We start from the raw sequence: 17,524 nt of genomic DNA on the forward strand, positions 1-17,524 counted from the left end.
ATGGACAGCACTGCCACCCTCTCCTCTTCGGGACGCACGAGCCCGAGCCCGTTGCTGATCGCCTGCCTCGCCGCCACCTGGATCGTGTGGGGCTCGACCTACCTCGCGATCAAGTTCGCGCTGGTCAGCTTCCCGCCCTTCTTCCAGATGGGCACTCGCTTTCTCGTGGCCGGCGCGACGGTGCTGGCGTGGATGGCATGGCGCGGTGCCACCATGCCCACTCGGCGGCAATGGGCGCATGCACTGGTGGTGGGCGCGCTGATGCTCGGCGGCGGCATGGGCGGCGTGGCCTATGCCGAGCGGACGGTGGGCTCGGGCCTTGTCGTCGCCTTCATCGCCGTGGTGCCGCTGATGATCGCGGCGCTCAACCGCCTGTGGGGCATCAAGCCCGGACGGCTGGAACTGGCGGGCATCGTCGTCGGCCTGTGCGGTGTGCTGATGCTGACGCAAGGTGCGGGTTTCCAGGCCTCGCCCGCGGGCCTGGCGGCGATCGCGATCGCCTGCGCCGCGTGGTCGCTCGGCAGCGTTCTGAGCCAGCGGAGTCTGCCGCTGGCACCGGGACTCGCCGGTTTTGCGAGCGAGATGATCTGTGGCGGGGCGGTGCTGATGGCGATGTCGGCACTGCGCGGCGAAGTGCCCCAGTGGCCGCCGGAACCTGCGGCGGTGGCGGCGTGGGTCTACCTGGTCGTCTTCGGCTCGCTGATCGCGTTCAACGCCTACATGCTGCTGCTCGAGCGCACGAGCGCAGCCGTCGCGTCGAGCTACACCTTCGTCAACCCGGTGATCGCCATGCTGCTGGGCGTGGTGGTGCTGGGCGAGGTGGTGACCGCGTTCGAGTGGATGTCGGCCGGTGTCGTGCTGCTGGGCCTGGTGCTGCTCTTCCTCAAGCCTTCGGCGAAGACTTGAGTGCCGCGTTGCGGATGGCCGTCAGCGTGCTGCGGCTGGTGCTGACGTCGGCATCGAGCTTCAGGTGCAGCAAGGCCGGGCGCTGCGACGCCAGTGCTTCGGCGAACGCCGGTTCGAACTCTTCCGTGCACGCGAGCGACCACGCCTGCCAGCCGTAGGCACGTGCCAGTGCCGCGAAGTCGGGGTTGAAGAGATCGCTGCCACTCACCCGCCCGGGGTACTCGCGCTCCTGGTGCATGCGGATGGTGCCGTAGGTGCCGTTGTCGACCACCACGCTGATCAGGCGCCTGGCGCCATAGCCGGTGGCGGTGGCCAGCTCCTGGCCGGTCATCAGGAAGTCGCCGTCGCCGGCGATGTTGACCACCGTGCGCTTGGGATACAGCAGCGCCGCGGCCACGGCAGCGGGCACGCCATAGCCCATCGCGCCGGAGGTGGGAGCCAGTTGCGTGCGGCCGTGGTGCTGCAGCCCGTGGTAGCGGCAGTAGCGGTGCAGCCAGCCGGCGTAGTTGCCGGCACCGTTGGTGTAGACAGTGTCGTCGGGGGCGAGTCGCTGGATGGTCTTGATGACGACGGCCATGTCGAGCGGCTTCACGTCTTGTGCCAGGTGGTTGGCTTCGTAGTCGGCATGGGCTTGTTCGGTCCATGCGGTCCAGGGCAGCTGCGGTGGCGCTGTCAGGCCTTCGAGCGCTTTCGCCGCGCTCGCCATCGACGACTGCAGCAGCAGGTCGGCCGCGTACACCCGGCCCAGCTCTTCGGGCCCGGCGTGGATGTGGATGAGCTTTTGCGCCGGACGCGGCGGCTGCAGCAGCGTGTAGCCGCTGGTGGTCATCTCACCCAGGCGCGGTCCGATGGCGAGCACCAGGTCGGCGTGGCGGATGCGCTCGGCAAGCCTGGGGTTGATCGCGATGCCCACGTCGCCGGCGTACTGCGGGTGGCGGTTGTCGAACACGTCCTGGAAACGGAAGGCGCAGCCGACCGGCAGCTTCCAGTTCTCGGCGAAGCGTTGCATCGCGGCGCAGGCGGCAGCATCCCAGCCGCCACCCCCCACGATCACGAAGGGGCGCTCGGACGCCAGCAGCATCGAGCGCACCTGGCGCAGCCCACCCGGTGCCGGCCAGGCGTGTGCGGGCTCGGCGCGAGGCATCACCTGTGCAGCCGTGGCCTGCGTGAGCATGTCCTCCGGCAGCACCAGCACCACCGGGCCGGGGCGGCCCTGCAGCGCCGTGTGGAAGGCGCGCGAGACGTATTCCGGCAGCCTGTCGGCGTCATGCACCTCGCCTACCCACTTGGCAAAACCGAGCGTGCCGGGGCCGAACATCTGGCGGTAGTCGACCTCCTGGAATGCCTCGCGGTCGCGCTGGTCGCTTGCGACCTGGCCGATGAAGAGGACCATCGGCGTGCTGTCCTGAAAAGCGGTGTGCAGGCCGATGCTGGCGTTCGTCGCACCCGGCCCCCGCGTCACGAAACACACCCCGGGGCGCCCGGTCAGCTTGCCCTGCGCTTCGGCCATGAAGGCCGCGCCGCCCTCCTGCCGGCAGGCGATGAAGCGAATCTTGTCGCGGTGCTCGTGAAAGCCATCGAGCGCGGCGAGATAACTCTCGCCCGGCACGCCGAAGACTGTGTCCACACCCTGCGCCACCAGGGCTTCGACCAGCGCGTGGCCGGCGAGGCGCTCAGAAGAATTCGTCGTCATGCGACGACTTTACGGGCCCCGCGCAGTTGTGCAATGCCGATGCCCACCAGGGCGGCCGAGGCCACGCCGAGCGCCAGCGCGAGCGCCGAGCCGTAGAAAACGCTCGAAGCCGAACCGTGGTCGAGCAGCGCGCCAAAGACGGGGGCCGCCAGCGCGAAGCCGAGGTCGAGCCCGGAGTACACCGTGCCGTAGACGCGACCGGTGGCACCCGCAGGTGCGGCCTGCTTGATCAACATGTCGCGAGAAGGGCCGGCGAGACCGGCGCCGAAGCCGGCCAGCGAGGCCACAGCACAGGCCAAGAGCCCCGGCAACACACCGCTCGCCACCAGGCACAGCAGCACCGCTGCGCCCATCAGGCACCAGCCGATGATGCGTTCCAGCCGCTCAGCGCGACTCGCGAGAAAGCCGCCCGCCACCATGCCGGCCGCGCCGCACAGCATGTAGCCGGTCACGACGAAGGCAGTGATTGACAAGGGCAGGCCGTACATCTGCTGCAGCGCCGGGCTGGCAAAGCTCTGGATCGCGCTCAGCGACACCGTCGACCAGAAGAAGAAAGAGAAGCACAGCCACACCGAGGGCAGGCGCAGGAAGGCAAGCGGGTGTTCGTTCGTCGGCGCGCCCGGGTTCTTGGTGCCCGCCTTGCCCTCGTGGGCCCAGCTGCCGGCGCGGTCGTCGATCGCATCGCGGTGCAGCCACAGCACCGCCATCACGAAGAGCGCCCAAACGCCCATGCCGGCGGCGGCGATGCGCCACGAGCCGGTGGCCGCCGTCAGCCCGGCGAGGAACACCGGCGCGGCCGCCCAGCCCAGGTTGCCGGTGATGCCGTGCACCGAGAACGCATGGCCCAAGCGCGGCTGCGAGACACGCTTGTTGAGGATGGTGAAGTCCACCGGATGGAAGGGCGAGTTGCCCAGGCCCGCCAGCGTGGCGGCGAGCATCAGCCCGGAATAGCTCTGCGCCGTCGCGACTGCCAGCGCGGCCAGCACGAAACACGACAACGCGACGAAGAGCACCGGCCGCGCGCCGACGCGGTCGACGAGAAACCCCGACAGCGCCTGCCCCACGCCCGAGACCACGAAGAAGGTCGATACCAGCAGGCCCAGTTCGGAATAGCTGAAGCCGAAGTCGCGGATGAACAGCGGAAACAGCGGCGCCAGCAGCATGTGGAAGAAATGCGAGGTGCCGTGTGCCAGGCCGATGAGGCTGATGGTCTTCGCGTCTTGCGAGAGAGAGACGGAAGAAGAAGCGGAAGCAGAAGTCATGGGAACTGCCGAATTGCGATGACGGCACTCTAGGCTGCGGTGGGGCGACGGAGTTACGATAGTCCGTCAATTTCTATCGAGAAACAGACACACAAGGATCGGACATGTCCCACTCGATCACCCCCCGGCGCCACACCAGCGTTCCGCCAGTCGACCCCAAGCGCTATGCGCCCACCGCCGACTACCCCGTGCGCGCGAAGATGCGGCGACTCGTGGCCGACACCCACATCGACCCGCACCACCACCCGTGGGGCCAGCTGGCTTTTTCGGTGACGGGGGTGATGCGCATGACCGCCACGCGCAGCACCTACATCGTGCCGCCTTCGCGGGCGGTGTGGATCCCGCCACACGTGGAGCACATGGTCAACGTCGTGGAAGACGCCGAGCTGCGCACGCTCTACCTCTACCAGGACGAGCGGCACGTCGGCCCCGAAGTCGACCCCGCTGCCGATTCGCCCTGGCACCACTGCCGGGTGATCGAGGTGTCGAGCCTGCTGCGCGAACTGGTCATGCACCTGGGCACCGAGCCCAGCCCGCTCACGCCGGGCCAGCGACCCGCGCCGCGCGAGCAGCACCTGATCGCCCTCGTGCTCGACGAGCTGCGCCGTGCCCAGCAGGTGCCCATCGGGGTGGACCTGCCGCAAGACAAACGCTTGCGCGCACTGTGCGAATCGGTGCTCGACGACCCCACGCGATGGAGCACGCTCGAAACCTGCGCGCAGGAGACCGGCGCCAGCCCGCGCACCGTGGCGCGGCTTTTCCGCAGCGAACTCGGCACGACCTTCCTGCAATGGCGCCAGCAGGTGCTGCTGGCAAAGGCACTGACGATGGCCGCGCGCAAGGTGCCGATGGCGGTGATCGCCTCGGAGCTGGGGTATGCGAGCCCGAGTGCGTTCACCGCGATGGTGAGACGCTCAGTGGGGGCGCCACCGAGCGTGTTCTTCAGCTGAACGTTTCGCGCAAGCCGCGCACAGACCGCGGGTTCGACCCCCTCAAACGAATGGCCCTTTTCAACCAATGGTTGCAATGCATGGGATGCCCCCGCGGCGGGACGGGCCTAGACTCCCCGGTAACAGCGCCGTCCACGGCGCGGACGTACGGGAGTACATGACATGCTCAGCTCGCTCTTCGGTGACTTGCGCACCATCCGAGGCCAATCCGCATCGGAAGAACCGGACCAAGGCTTTGCCGCTACCGCGATCCTCGAGAGCGTGGCCACCGAGGTCAACGACCGCGGGCAGATGGTCGACAGCCACCAGCGCGACCTGGTCGTCTCGGGCTCCCCCGCGCAGGCGATTCGCGATCACTTCACCGCCACACGCGCCGACCTTGAAACCGCGACCCGCCTGATCGCGCTCTACGACCCGACAGCCGTGTGGGCCAGTGCCGTGATCAAGGCGCTGTCGGACGCAAGCGGCCGCCCCATCGAGCGCCTGCACCTGCGCGAACAAGGCACGCTGCGCACGCTCGCGATGATCGAGCGCACCACGCTCGAACGACGCAACGAAGACATGCTGCGCATCTACCACGCTGACGTGCGCGCACCCGGGACCGCCAACGCCGCCGTGCCGCTCGCGCTGATGGAGCGCAGCCACATGACGGCGGTGATCGTCGGTGCCATGCAGCCGCATGCGATCGACGAGATGCTCGACACGCTGCAGACCGCCGTGCGCAACGTCAACTGGCGCTGCCCCACCCTGCTCTTCATGTTGCCGCCCAATGCGGTATGGATCGCCAACAAGATCGGCATGATCGAGTGGCCCGCGCGCCTCAAAGTGCAGGTGCTCAACGAGGCGCTGACCAGCGCTTCGGCCGTGTGGAACTCGCTGCTGGGCATGTGGAACCGGGTCAAGAAGGAGCCCGTCTGGGGCCCGCCACCGGCGCCGCCCGCCCCGGGGCTCGATGGCTTCCAGATCAAGGTGGCCGACCTCTCTGCGAACCCCGGCAGCATCGCAGGAGCCAAGGTGTCGATGCCGGTGACCACAGGCGCCCAAGAAGCCTCGCTCGCACGCCGGGCCAGCCTCGACCCGGCGCTGGCCGAACGCGCGCTCGACGTGCTGGGCGCACTCGACGGTCTCTTCGCCTGCGCGGTGGTCGACGCCAGCTCGGGCCTGATCCTCGCGCGGCAAGAGCGCAAGGATCAGCCGGTCGAGCTCGACCTCGCCGCCGCGGCGAGCGCGCAGCTGCTGCGCAGCCACCAGCACGCCGCCCGCCAGCTCGGTCTCACCGCGGAGATCGACGAGGTGATGACGAGCGCCGGCCCGCGCCACCATGTCATGCGCAACGCCGCGCGGCACAAGGGGCTCTTCCTCTTCGCCGTGCTCGACAAGCAGCGCACCAACCTCGCCCTGGCCCGCTACAAGCTCATGGAAGCCGAGCAAAGCCTCGGCTGATCCTCACTTTTCTTCGAGCGGAGCAAGCGCCATCCGTGGCGCTTTTTTCTGGCCACGTGCCGCCCGTGTTTTGCACGAGTGAGCAAAAAATCACCAATCGAGCGCCCATATCGACCGTTCAGAGGGTCTATTCGGGCAATTCCCAAGGTGTTATTTGAACGGCTGTGCAAAACTCCGTTTCAACAGTCCAACACACCGGGCTGACCGGATCGTCAAGCACTGACACCCGAGTTTTCTGAGCTGTCGTCCCTTTGGGTGCGAGCCGCAAGGCCCGCACCCTTTTCTTTGCTGTTTTTGCTGCTGGGCTACCATGACCGGCCCCGTGCCCGTCATGGACCACTTCATCACCCAGCCATGAGCCAAGTGCTGTTCGACTACACGCGGCAAGACGCCACCGGCGCCAGCTGCACCGCCCACGCGTGGGCGAAAGTCCCCGAACCCCTGACCCCTGATCAGCGCCAGAGCTGGAAGGAACGTGCCCGCGCGCTGCTGCAGAAACACCAGGCCGTGCTCGTCGCGCACTACTACGTCGACGGCGATCTGCAAGACCTCGCGCTGGAGACCGGTGGCTGCGTGGCCGATTCGCTGGAGATGGCCCGCTTCGGCCGTGACCATGCGGCCAAGACGCTCATCGTCGCCGGCGTGCGTTTCATGGGCGAGAGCGCCAAGATCCTGAGCCCCGAGAAACGTGTGCTCATGCCCGACCTCGATGCGACCTGCTCGCTCGACCTCGGTTGCCCGGCCGACGACTTCGCGCGCTTCTGCGACGCACACCCTGACCGCAAGGTCGTCGTCTACGCCAACACCAGCGCCGCGGTGAAGGCCCGCGCCGACTGGATGGTGACGAGTTCCTGCGCGCTCGCGATCGTCAAGCATCTCAAGGACCAGGGCGAGAAGATCCTCTGGGCACCCGACCGCCACCTCGGCCGCTACATCCAGCAGCAGACCCACGCCGACATGCTGATGTGGAACGGCGCCTGCATCGTGCACGACGAGTTCAAGGGCCTCGAACTCGACCTGCTGAGGGCGCAACACCCCGGTGCCAAGGTGTTGGTGCACCCCGAGTCGCCCGAGAGCGTGGTGAAGCAGGCCGACGTGGTGGGCTCCACGTCGCAGATGCTCAATGCGGTCGTCAACGGCGACGCGCAGACCTACATCGTCGCCACCGACAACGGCATCCTCCACCGCATGCGACAGCTGGCCCCGGGCAAGACGCTGATCGAAGCCCCCACCGCCGGCAACAGCGCCACCTGCAAGAGCTGCGCGCACTGCCCGTGGATGGCGATGAACGCGATGCAAGGCGTCGTCAACTGCCTGGAGAACGGCGAGGGCGAGATCCATGTCGACGAGCCGATCCGCCGCCAGGCGCTCGGCTGCATCGAGCGCATGCTCGACTTCGTGAAGCGCAACCCCACCGCCACACAAAAGCCCGGCCTCGTGCCGAACATCGGCGCCGCCTGACGATCACCGCATGTACGACCAGAACGAAACCCTCGAACAAGCCCGCGAGCGCAACATCCACGACGCGCTCAGCGAAGACATCGGCCGCCACGACTGGACGGCGATGCTCGTGCCCGGGGCGCAGCGCGTGAAGGCCCGCGTGCTCGTGCGCGAGGAAGCGGTGCTGTGTGGGCGCGAGTGGTTCGACGGCTGCATCAAGGCCCTCGACAACGACGCCCGGATCGACTGGCACGTGGCCGAAGGCGCACTGATGGCCCCCGACACGCTGGTGTGCCACATCGAGGCCAATGCGCGCGCCCTGCTCTCGGCCGAACGCCCGGCGCTCAACTTCCTGCAGCTGCTCTCGGGCACCGCCACCATCACGCGCCGCCACGTCGACGCCATCGCCGGCGCCTCGCCCAACCCACGCGGCTGCGCCGTGCTCGACACGCGCAAGACGATTCCTGGCCTGCGCCAGGCGCAAAAGTACGCGGTGCGCGTGGGCGGCGGCCAGAACCAGCGGCTCGCGCTCTGGCACGGCATCCTGATCAAGGAAAACCACATCGCCGCCGCCGGGGGCGTGGCGCAAGCGCTGCGCCGGGCCCAGGCCCTGAACGCGGGTGTGGACATCCAGATCGAGGTCGAAAGCATCGAGCAACTGCGCGAAGCGCTCGATGCCGGCGCCCAGAGCGTGCTGCTCGACAACTTCACCGAACCGCTGATGCGCGAGGCGGTGGCGGTCACGCAGGGCCGCGCGCTGCTCGAAGTCTCGGGCAACGTGCAGCTGGGGCAGATTCGTGAAATTGCAGCCACCGGCGTCGACCGCATCTCCATCGGCCGCTTGACCAAGGATGTGCGCGCGGTCGACTATTCGATGCGAGTGCTCGAACGTCTTTGAGTCGTGCGCTCTCCACCATGAGCGCTGATTTCGAATCGATCCACAACCACTACGAGCGGATCATCTTCGAGGCCGTGCTGGCCTCGGCCGCGAAGTACCAGGTGCCGCGCGACCAGCTCGCCGACGTGGCCTGCGTGGCGCTGAACCGGCTGCCGCCGCGCTACATCCGCCACGACGTCGACCTGGTCTTCTACCTCACCGAAAACGAACGCGCCCACAACGAAGTGGCCATCGCCGAGGCGGTGAAGTACGCGTTCGAATTCGTGCAGGCCCGAAGCGCCATGCGCGCTCGCAGCTGAGCGCCATGCACGCCTGACGTTAGCGGCCCTTGAACACCGCGGCTCGTTTTTCGACGAACGAGCGCACACCCTCGGCCCAGTCTTCGCTCGCGAAGATCTTGCGCTGAACCGCTGCGAACTCGGCCACCGCCGCGGCCGGCCCCTCTTCCACCGCCTTGATCGCGTTCAGGCGCGTGGCCGTCACCGCGAGCGGCGCCTGCGCGGCGATGCGTTGCGCAATCGCCAGCGCTTCGTCGAGCACCTGGGCGTTGGGCACCACCTTCTGCACGAAGTTGAGACGGTAGGCGGTCGGCGCGTCGAACTCGTCGCCGGTCAAGAGGTACAGCATCGCGTTGCCGAGGCCGGCCCGCTCCGACATGCGCAGCGTCGCGCCGCCGCCCGGCATCAGACCGCGCTGCACTTCCTTCTGGCTGAACCGGCAGTCCTGACCAGCGACGACGATGTCGGCCCCGAGCATCAGCTCGATGCCCACCGTGAAGCAGATGCCCTTGACCGCCGCGATCACCGGCTTTGTGCGGCGGCGGTAGCCGGGCTTGCCGAAGTCGTGCGGCTCGACCAGGCCCTCGGGGATCAGCTTCTCGCCGCGCTCCAGGTGCGACTGCACGGCCGGCATGTCGAGGCCGGCGGTGAAGTGGTCGCCGAACGCATGCAGCACACCCACGCGCAACTCGGGGTCATCGTCGAGCCGCGTGTAGGCCTCGCCCAGCTCGCGGAACATGCGGGGCGTCCAGCCGTTGCGCTTGGCGGGCCGGTTGAGGCCGATGAGGAGCACGTTGCCGACGACTTGCGTTTCGATGCAGCCTTCTGGCGGCGGTGGGGTGGTGACGTGGAGTTCCATGGGTCTCTTCGGGTTTGTGCGGAGGAGCGGCGCAGAGCCGGTTCAGACGCCGCATCTTCCCGCAGGAAGGCGCCAAACGCCTGACACCCGCGCGACTGCCGATCGAGGCCGCGCGGCCTATCCTTTGCCTCTGTCGTTTCAGCCGGAAGACCTTGCCATGACCGCCCCTTTCGACACCCTCCTCGCCCTGTGCGGCCCCTTGCGCAAACCCCGCCAGATGCTTGCCGAGCAGACCTACGGCGGCCACCTCTCCATCCACGACGACAAGACCGCCGAAGACCTGGGCCTCAGCGCCGGCCCCATCGAAGGCCCTACGCATTTCAGCCAGTTCGACCCGCTGCTCGTGAGCCTCTTCGGCAACGCCTGGTTCGAGAGCGGCTGCATCAGCGCGCACTACCAGAACATGGTGGTCGAAGGCGAAGAGGTGCGGGCCTTCGTGCAGCCGCCGTCTCTGGGTCAAGAGCGTGGCGACGCGAAGCTCGTGCGCATCTGGGCCGAGAAGAAAGACGGCACCCCCGTGCTCACCGGCACGGCCTCGGTCGGCAACGTGCCCGATGCGCAGCACGAGATCCCGCAGCGCATCGCCAAGCTGCGCCCCGCCACCGGCCTCGTGATCAACCGCGACCTGAAGGTGGGCCAGCGTGGCGCGCAGAAGGAAACCATCGCCATGGGCTTCGACCAGCACATGGGCGACTACTACCCCTTCACGCTCAACTCCAAACTGAAGGTCATCACCGAGCCTTCGCCCTGGTACACGGCCGAAGGTGGCCCGTCGTCGCCCTGGGGCAAGGCGATCATCCCGATCGAGATGATCAGCGTGCTGCTCGGCAGCACCTCGGCGCTCGCGGGCTTCAAGGGCAAACAACCGGCAGTCGGCCTCTTCGCCGGCCAGCAGATCCGCCTCGTCAAGGGCCCGCTCTTCGTGGGCCAGGCCTATGACCTCGAGCGCGAGATCATCGCGTTGAGCGAAAGCGCACGCACCGAGTCGTGCTGGATCCGCACCCAGGTCTACGTGGCAGGCACCCGCACGCTGGCCGCCGAAATGATCCTGAACAGCGCGACGCTCAAGGCCTCGTACGCCAACTATGAAAAAGATGCGCGCGAACTCGGCCTCGTGAGCTGAGGCAGCAGCCAAGCCCAGACGACGACAGGAGACAGCCATGACCACACTCGACACCGGCACACCCGACCTGCAGGCCACGCTCCACAGCGGCGTGCTCACGTTGACGATGAACCGCCCCGACGCGCGCAATGCGCTGTCGCGTGCCATGCTGCAGGCCATGCAGCAGCAGCTGGTCGCCGCGGAGTTCAACAACGAAGTTCGCTGCATCGTCCTCACGGGTGCAGGCAAGGCCTTCTGCGCCGGTGGCGATGTGAAGGGCATGGCCGCTGCCGGCGACGGCACAGTCGGCCAGCGCACCGTCGACGAGGCCATCCACCAGCAGCGCCACAGCCAGCGCGAGACGGCCGGCCGCCTCTTCAAGATGCCCAAGCCCACGCTCGCCGTGCTGCCCGGCGCCGCGGCCGGTGCGGGTCTGTCGCTCGCCATGGCGTGCGATCTGCGGCTGATGTCGAGCAGCGCCTTCATGACGACCGCGTTCGCCAAGGTGGGTTTTGCCGGCGACTACGGCGGCACCTACTTCATGACGCAGCTGATCGGCGCTGCCAAGGCACGCGAGCTGTACATGCTCTCCGACCGCGTCTCGGCCGAGGAAGCGCTGCGGCTCGGCCTCACCAACTGGGTGGCCGAACCCGAGCACCTGGGTGCGCGCACCAACGAGATCACCGGCCGGCTCGCCAAGGGCCCGGCCGTGGCCTACCGCTACATGAAGGAAAACCTCAACCGCGCGATGGCCGGCGAGGTTGACGAGTGCCTGGACCTCGAAGCCACGCACCACATCCACTGCGGGCAGACCGAAGACCACAAGGAAGCCGCCAAGGCATTCGTCGAGAAACGCGAGCCAGTCTTCAAGGGGCGCTGAATGCCCGAACCGATGCTCCGCGCCCAGGCGATCGCCGAACTCACCTCGCCGGGGCAACCCGGCGAACTGGTCGACATCGTCGCCCATGGTCGCCAGGTGAAGGCCTTCAAGAACGCCCCTTCCACGCTGCGCGACTACTACGGTCTCTACGTCACCGACCTGCCCTTTCTGATCTACGAAGACGAGCGCTACACCTTCCGCGAAGCCTGGCAGCAGGCCTCGCGCATCGGCCACGCGCTCGTCCACCAGTGCGGCGTGAAGCCAGGCGACCGCGTGGCGATCTCGATGCGCAACTACCCCGAGTGGATGATCGCCTTCAGCGCCATCACCTCCATCGGTGCCATCGCGGTGGCGATGAACGCGCACTGGCAGGCCGACGACATGGCCTATGCCCTCGTCGACTGCGGCGCCAAGGTGCTGCTGGCCGACCAGGAACGGCTGGACCGGCTGGCGCAGAAGCCCGTCAAGGGCCTGCAGGTGCTCGCGGTGCGTGCCACCGAGCTGAGAGCCGGCGCTCGCGACCTGAAGGCGGTGACGGCCTCGCTCGGCAATGTGCCGATGCCGCCGGTGGCGATGCAGCCTGACGACTTGGCCATCATGCTCTACACCTCGGGCTCCAGCGGCCGGCCCAAGGGCGTGCCGTCGACTCACCGCATGGTGATCTCGGCCTTGCTCTCATGGGAGCTGGACTACGCCATCCTCGACAAGGTCAACGGCGTCGTGCGCCCCGAGCCCGCCGAGCAAGGCGGCACGTTGCTCGCCGTGCCGCTCTTCCACGTGACGGGGCTGCATTCGTCCTACCTCGGCAGCTACCGCCTGCAGCGCCGCCTCGCCAGCATGTACCGCTGGGACGCCGAGAAGGCCGCCGAGCTGATCGACCGCGAACGGCTCACCTCGCTGACCGGCCCGGCCGCCGTCACCGGCGACCTGATCCGTGTGGCGCAGTCGGGCCGCTACAGCCTCGCCACCCTCGCCTCGCTCGGGGGCGGCGGTGCGCCGCGCGCGCCCGAGCAGGTGCGCCAGATCGATGCCAGTTTCACCCAGGCCATTCCTAACATCGGCTGGGGCATGACCGAGACCAACGCCATCGGCGCCGGCATCGTCGGCCAGGACTACCTCGACCACCCCAGCAGCTCGGGCCACTGCTCGCAGGTGCTGGAGCTGCGCGTCACCGATGAGAGCGGCCGTGTGTTGCCACCCGGCGAGCGCGGTGAGCTGTGGGTGCGCGGCACCTCGGTCTTCACCGGCTACTGGAACAACCCCGACGCGAACAAACAATCGTTCGACGGTGACTGGTTCCGCACCGGCGACGGGGCCACCATCGATGCCGAGGGCTACCTCTACATCGTCGACCGCCTCAAGGACCTGATCATCCGTGGCGGCGAGAACATCGGCTGCGGTGCCGTCGAAGCGGCACTCCTGATGCACCCCGAGGTGATCGAGGCCTCGGTCTATGCCGTGCCCGACGAGCGCCTGGGCGAAGAGGTCGGCGCCACCGTCTACGGCACCGACAAGCTCGACGTCGACGAGTTGCGCCGCTTCCTCGAAGGGCATCTCGCGAAGTTCGAGATTCCGCGCTACATCGAGCGCGCGCATGCACCGCTTCCCCGCACGCCCTCCGGCAAGATCCTGAAACGCGAGATCAAGCAGGCCGCCATCGCCCGCCTGAAAACCTAGAAACCCACCCCAGAGGACTCTCTCCATGAAGACCCGCATCACCGAACTCTTCGGCATCGAGCACCCCATCATCCAGGGCGGCATGCACTACGTCGGCTTCGCCGAGATGGCCGCGGCCGTCTCCAACGCCGGTGGCCTGGGCATCATCACCGGGCTCACGCAGCGCTCGCCCGAGTTGCTGGCGAATGAAATCGCGCGCTGCCGCGAGATGACGAAGAAGCCCTTCGGCGTCAACCTCACCTTCCTGCCCTCGGTCAACACCCCCGACTACCCCGGCTACATCAAGGCCATCATCGACGGCGGCGTGAAGGCGGTCGAGACGGCCGGCAACAACCCGCAGAAGTACCTGCCCGCGCTGAAGGAAGCTGGCGTGAAGGTCATCCACAAGTGCACTTCGGTGCGCCATTCGCTGAAGGCCGAGGCGATCGGCTGCGATGCGGTCAGCGTCGACGGCTTCGAGTGCGGCGGCCACCCCGGCGAAGACGACGTCCCCAACTTCATCCTGCTGCCGCGTGCGGCCGAAGAGCTGAAGATTCCCTTCGTCGCCTCGGGCGGCATGGCCGATGGCCGCTCGCTCGTGGCCGCGCTCGCGCTCGGCGCCGACGGCATGAACATGGGCACGCGCTTCATCGCCACGAAAGAAGCGCCGGTGCACCAGAACGTGAAGGACGCGATCGTCGCCGCCAGCGAGACTCGACACCCGCCTCGTGATGCGCCCGCTGCGCAACACCGAGCGTGTGCTGAAGAACGCCGCGGTCGAGCGCCTGCTGCAGAAGGAGCGTGAGCTGGGCGCCTCGATCAAGTTCGACGACATCGCCGCCGAAGTGGCCGGCGTCTACCCGCGCATCATGAAAGAGGGCGAGATGGACCTCGGCGCGTGGTCGTGCGGCATGGTGGCGGGCTTGATCAAGGACGTGCCGACCGTGAAGGAGCTGATCGACCGCATCATGGCCGAGGCCGAGGCGATCATTCAGCAGCGCTTGGCGCGCTTCGCAGCCGCCTGAACGTTATCGCCAGAGACCCGTCGGGCCCGCGCCGCGAGGCTGCGGCCCACGCTGCGTGCGCCCGGCCGGCCGCATCAGGATGGTCGGGAAGCTCACCGGCAGCGTCTGCGGGAAGTCGCGGCTGAAGTGCAGGCCGCGGCTCTCGTGCCGCATCAAGGCCGAGCGCACGATGAGCTTCGGCGCAATCGACGAGGTTGCGCAGCTCCAGCAGGTCGCGCGTGACGCGGAAGCTGCCGTAGTAGTCGTCGATTTCGCCACGCAGGAGCGAGATGCGGTGCAGCGCACGCTCCAGCCGCTTGGTGGTGCGCACGATGCCCACGTAGTTCCACATCAGGAGGCGCAGCTCGTCCCAGTTGTGGGAGATGACCACCTGCTCGTCGGAGTTCTCGACCTGGCTTTCGTCCCACGCCGGAAGCGCGCTCTCCTCGCGCGCACCGAGCGTGAGGATGCTGTCGGCACAGGTGCGGCCCAGCACCACGCACTCGAGCAGCGAGTTGCTGGCCAGGCGGTTGGCGCCATGCAGACCGGTGTAGGTGGTCTCACCCACCGCGTAGAGGCCGGGGATATCAGTGCGGCCGTGCAGATCGGTCACCACACCGCCACAGGTGTAGTGCGCGGCCGGCACCACGGGGATGGGCTGCTGCGTGATGTCGATGCCGAGCTTCAGGCAGCGCGCATAGATGGTCGGGAAGTGTTCCTTCAGGAACTCCGCGCCGAGGTGCGTAGCGTCGAGCAGCACGTTGTCGACACCATGCTTCTTCATTTCGAAGTCGATCGCACGGGCGACGATGTCGCGCGGGGCCAGCTCACCGCGCGAATCGTGCGCATGCATGAAACGCGTGCCGTCGGGCAACTTCAAGTGGCCGCCCTCGCCGCGCAGCGCCTCGGTGATGAGGAAGCTGCGCTCCTGCGGGTGGTACAGGCAGGTCGGGTGGAACTGGATGAATTCCATGTTGCCGACCCGGGCGCCCGCACGCCAGGCCATCGCGATGCCGTCGCCGGTGGAGGTGTCGGGGTTGGTGGTGTAGCGGTAGACCTTGCCGGCGCCGCCCGTCGCCATCACCACGGCCGAGGCCGCGAGCGTCTCGACGCGCTGGTGGTCGATGTCGAGGGCGTAGACGCCGTAGCAATGCGGCTGCTCGTCGCGCTTGAGGTGGCGCGAGGTGATCACGTCGACCGCCATCCAGCGCTCGCGCAGCTGGATGTTGGCGTGCTTGGCCACCTCTTCGAGCAGCACGTCGTGGATGGCCTTGCCGGTGGCATCGGCGGCGTGGGCGATGCGGCGCACCGCGTGGCCGCCTTCGCGCGTGAGGTGCAGGCCGAGCGGGCCTTCGGGATCAGGTGAAAACGGCACGCCGCGCGCCACCAGCCACTCGACGGCCGCTGCACTGTGCTCGGCGATGAATCGTGCGGTGTGCTCGTCGACCAGACCGGCGCCGGCATCCTGCGTATCGCGCACGTGGGATTCGATGCTGTCGTCGGTGCCCAGCACGCCGACGATGCCGCCCTGGGCCCAGGCGGTGGCCCCTTCGTTCAGGTTGCGTTTGGCCAGCACGATGACGGGCTGCTTGTCGGCCAGGTGCAGCGCCACCGTGAGGCCCGCAAGCCCCGCTCCGACGATCACCACGGGAAGCGTGGGCTGAACGGGCGTGCTGACTTGTGGCATGGGTGATGCAAGGGCGAAAGAGTGCCGGATTCTATCGACGACCCTTTCGCGCCTTCGTGCGGTTTAGGGATGGGCGCAGGCGCAGTGGTGTGAAAACATGCCCGAGCAGCCCGTCACAATCTGATACATCAGGCCTACACTGCGAACCGGCAAGGCGCACCCCACATGTCGATCTCCTCCCCACCCTCCTCCGGCCCGGCCGACGAATGGCAGTCCACCCGCGCCGAGACGGCGGTGCCGACGCAGGTCCAGCCGCGCGACGAGGACGACGGCGAGAGCGACTCCGCGCAACGCGACATCGGCCGCCCGGTGAGCCCCACGCAACGCGAACTCTTCGTCTCGTGCGACCCGGCCGAGGCGATGCAGCAGCAGTTCGACCACCTGCAGCCCGAGTACATCGCGCTGCACGACATCGGCACCTCGTCGTCGCGCAAGCTGCTCGCCGGCGTGGCGGCGGCCAGCGGCCGGCCGGTGCAAAAAGCTCGTCGTGCGCCGGCAGGGCTACGGCACGCCGCTGGCCACGCTCGAGTTCGTGGACTTCCCCTCGGTCGGGCAGTCGTCGTTGCGCCTCTACACCACCGAGACCGACGCAGACACGCACCAGCGCCATGAACTGGCCCGCGTGCTGCTGTGCTACAGCCGCCTCGGCGTCATCATGGTGGGCGACCTGCCACCGCACCTGATGGGCTCGTCGTTCGAGCCGCTGCGCGAGGCCATGATCAAGCGCGACTGGCACAACCGCCACATGCTGCTGTTGCCGCTCGCCAACTCGACCGCACTCAACACGACCGCCACCGAACTCGGCCGCGGCACCGGCGTGGCTGTGCGGACCACACCGCAGGTCACCCGCCCGGCCGACGCCTGGTCGTTCATCAGCGGCACCTGGAACCGCCTTCGCGAGCAGATCTACACCGAAGCCGGCCGCAGCCTGCCGCCGCTGCCGGGCGCCAACAGCCGCGCTGCCGCGCCCTCAGCGCCAGCCGAAGCGGCCGTCAGCGCCCCCACGCCGCTCTCGACGCCCACCATCCCGCCGGTGGCCATGAAGCCGATGCCGGTGATCAGCCCGCGCGAACCGCGGCCCGAGGACGGGCCCCTTGCACGCTACGTGCACCACTTGATCGAACTGCCCGGCATGGTGAGCGTGGCCATCTTCGACGTTGCAAATGGCCAGGCCCTGCTGCACGCCGGGGCCCGCCCCGGCGGCACCGAGCTGGGCCAGCACGGTGCCGCGCTGCTGGGCGCGATGGCCCACGCCAGCCGCACCCTCGGCATGGGCCACGCGCTGCCCGAAGCGGCCATCACGCTCGGCACGCACCACCTGCTGCTGCGCGCCGTGCCGCACCACCCGGGCCTCGCGCTGCACGCGGTGCTCGACAAGACGCACGCCAACCTCACACTGGCGCGGCTGCAGATCGGGCGCATGGACGCAGTGCTCGACGCCGAACGTCAGTAAAAAGAAAAGGCCG

13 protein-coding genes and 2 pseudogenes are annotated in these 17,524 nt (G+C 68.0%); 11 read left to right on the forward strand and 4 right to left on the reverse strand.

Annotation, left to right across the window (positions count from 1 at the left end; translation table 11 throughout):
* A complete protein-coding gene (yedA, locus tag LRS03_RS06945) occupies positions 1–906 on the forward strand; it encodes a drug/metabolite exporter YedA (RefSeq protein ID WP_257824652.1) in 906 nt (301 codons plus the stop codon).
* On the opposite strand, the gene LRS03_RS06950 is transcribed toward yedA, so the two are convergent.
* Both LRS03_RS06950 and LRS03_RS06955 read right to left on the reverse strand, forming a co-directional pair.
* Positions 884–2,599: a thiamine pyrophosphate-binding protein gene (locus tag LRS03_RS06950; RefSeq protein ID WP_257824653.1), complete on the reverse strand. Its 1,716-nt coding sequence runs from the start codon at positions 2,597–2,599 to the stop codon at positions 884–886. The two genes, yedA and LRS03_RS06950, sit on opposite strands and share 23 nt — an antisense overlap.
* Positions 2,596–3,861, reverse strand: coding sequence for an MFS transporter (locus LRS03_RS06955; protein ID WP_257824654.1), 1,266 nt, complete (start codon positions 3,859–3,861; stop codon positions 2,596–2,598). The genes LRS03_RS06950 and LRS03_RS06955 overlap by 4 nt, the downstream gene beginning before the upstream one ends.
* A gap of 104 nt (positions 3,862–3,965) precedes the next feature.
* On the opposite strand from LRS03_RS06955, the gene LRS03_RS06960 reads away from it, so the two are divergent.
* The 5 genes from LRS03_RS06960 (at position 3,966) to LRS03_RS06980 (ending at position 8,891) form a co-directional block, all read left to right on the forward strand.
* Complete coding sequence (locus tag LRS03_RS06960) at positions 3,966–4,811, forward strand: AraC family transcriptional regulator (protein WP_257824655.1); 846 nt, start codon at positions 3,966–3,968, stop codon at positions 4,809–4,811.
* Between the two features lie 162 nt (positions 4,812–4,973).
* Positions 4,974–6,254: a hypothetical protein gene (locus tag LRS03_RS06965; protein ID WP_257824656.1), complete on the forward strand. Its 1,281-nt coding sequence runs from the start codon at positions 4,974–4,976 to the stop codon at positions 6,252–6,254.
* 354 nt (positions 6,255–6,608) lie between these two features.
* On the forward strand, positions 6,609–7,715 hold the full coding sequence (nadA, locus tag LRS03_RS06970; protein ID WP_257824657.1) for a quinolinate synthase NadA: 1,107 nt from the start codon (positions 6,609–6,611) through the stop codon (positions 7,713–7,715).
* A 10-nt stretch (positions 7,716–7,725) separates the two neighbouring features.
* The gene (gene nadC, locus LRS03_RS06975; RefSeq protein WP_257824658.1) at positions 7,726–8,592 is read left to right on the forward strand and encodes a carboxylating nicotinate-nucleotide diphosphorylase; all 867 of its coding nucleotides are present in this window, start codon (positions 7,726–7,728) and stop codon (positions 8,590–8,592) included.
* Between the two features lie 17 nt (positions 8,593–8,609).
* Positions 8,610–8,891 carry a late competence development ComFB family protein gene (locus tag LRS03_RS06980; protein WP_257824659.1) on the forward strand — a complete coding sequence of 94 codons (282 nt, stop codon included), beginning with the start codon at positions 8,610–8,612 and terminating at the stop codon, positions 8,889–8,891.
* 19 nt (positions 8,892–8,910) lie between these two features.
* On the opposite strand, the gene LRS03_RS06985 is transcribed toward LRS03_RS06980, so the two are convergent.
* Positions 8,911–9,729: a crotonase/enoyl-CoA hydratase family protein gene (locus tag LRS03_RS06985; RefSeq protein WP_257824660.1), complete on the reverse strand. Its 819-nt coding sequence runs from the start codon at positions 9,727–9,729 to the stop codon at positions 8,911–8,913.
* 157 nt (positions 9,730–9,886) lie between these two features.
* Between LRS03_RS06985 and LRS03_RS06990 the strand changes: the two genes are divergently transcribed.
* From LRS03_RS06990 to LRS03_RS07005, 4 genes and pseudogenes are all read left to right on the forward strand, one after another.
* Positions 9,887–10,852 (forward strand): hypothetical protein, encoded by a 966-nt coding sequence (locus tag LRS03_RS06990; protein WP_257824661.1) that lies wholly within the window; start codon positions 9,887–9,889, stop codon positions 10,850–10,852.
* A 37-nt stretch (positions 10,853–10,889) separates the two neighbouring features.
* Positions 10,890–11,711, forward strand: coding sequence for an enoyl-CoA hydratase (locus LRS03_RS06995; RefSeq protein WP_257824662.1), 822 nt, complete (start codon positions 10,890–10,892; stop codon positions 11,709–11,711).
* 12 nt (positions 11,712–11,723) lie between these two features.
* The gene (locus LRS03_RS07000) at positions 11,724–13,388 is read left to right on the forward strand and encodes a class I adenylate-forming enzyme family protein (RefSeq protein WP_257824663.1); all 1,665 of its coding nucleotides are present in this window, start codon (positions 11,724–11,726) and stop codon (positions 13,386–13,388) included.
* 25 nt (positions 13,389–13,413) lie between these two features.
* Positions 13,414–14,392, forward strand: a pseudogene (locus LRS03_RS07005) (NAD(P)H-dependent flavin oxidoreductase).
* 3 nt (positions 14,393–14,395) lie between these two features.
* Here the strand turns inward: LRS03_RS07005 and nadB are convergent.
* Positions 14,396–16,058: pseudogene (nadB, locus tag LRS03_RS07010) on the reverse strand (L-aspartate oxidase).
* Between the two features lie 487 nt (positions 16,059–16,545).
* On the opposite strand from nadB, the gene LRS03_RS07015 reads away from it, so the two are divergent.
* Complete coding sequence (locus LRS03_RS07015) at positions 16,546–17,511, forward strand: hypothetical protein (RefSeq protein WP_257824664.1); 966 nt, start codon at positions 16,546–16,548, stop codon at positions 17,509–17,511.
* Positions 17,512–17,524 lie beyond the last annotated feature (13 nt).

Origin of the sequence: Rhizobacter sp. J219 (assembly GCF_024700055.1) — a bacterium.
Classification (GTDB): Bacteria; Pseudomonadota; Gammaproteobacteria; order Burkholderiales; family Burkholderiaceae_C; genus Rhizobacter.

Excerpts from the sequence above, each read along its gene's own strand:
- LRS03_RS06955 (WP_257824654.1), bottom strand. The coding sequence starts at position 3,861 with ATGACTTCTGCTTCCGCTTCTTCTTCCGTCTCTCTCTCGCAAGACGCG.
- nadC (WP_257824658.1), top strand. The coding sequence starts at position 7,726 with ATGTACGACCAGAACGAAACCCTCGAACAAGCCCGCGAGCGCAACATC.
- LRS03_RS06995 (WP_257824662.1), top strand. The coding sequence starts at position 10,890 with ATGACCACACTCGACACCGGCACACCCGACCTGCAGGCCACGCTCCAC.
- LRS03_RS06960 (WP_257824655.1), top strand. The coding sequence starts at position 3,966 with ATGTCCCACTCGATCACCCCCCGGCGCCACACCAGCGTTCCGCCAGTC.
- LRS03_RS06950 (WP_257824653.1), bottom strand. The coding sequence starts at position 2,599 with ATGACGACGAATTCTTCTGAGCGCCTCGCCGGCCACGCGCTGGTCGAA.
- LRS03_RS07000 (WP_257824663.1), top strand. The coding sequence starts at position 11,724 with ATGCTCCGCGCCCAGGCGATCGCCGAACTCACCTCGCCGGGGCAACCC.
- LRS03_RS06990 (WP_257824661.1), top strand. The coding sequence starts at position 9,887 with ATGACCGCCCCTTTCGACACCCTCCTCGCCCTGTGCGGCCCCTTGCGC.
- yedA (WP_257824652.1), top strand. The coding sequence starts at position 1 with ATGGACAGCACTGCCACCCTCTCCTCTTCGGGACGCACGAGCCCGAGC.
- LRS03_RS06985 (WP_257824660.1), bottom strand. The coding sequence starts at position 9,729 with ATGGAACTCCACGTCACCACCCCACCGCCGCCAGAAGGCTGCATCGAA.
- nadA (WP_257824657.1), top strand. The coding sequence starts at position 6,609 with ATGAGCCAAGTGCTGTTCGACTACACGCGGCAAGACGCCACCGGCGCC.
- LRS03_RS06980 (WP_257824659.1), top strand. The coding sequence starts at position 8,610 with ATGAGCGCTGATTTCGAATCGATCCACAACCACTACGAGCGGATCATC.
- LRS03_RS06965 (WP_257824656.1), top strand. The coding sequence starts at position 4,974 with ATGCTCAGCTCGCTCTTCGGTGACTTGCGCACCATCCGAGGCCAATCC.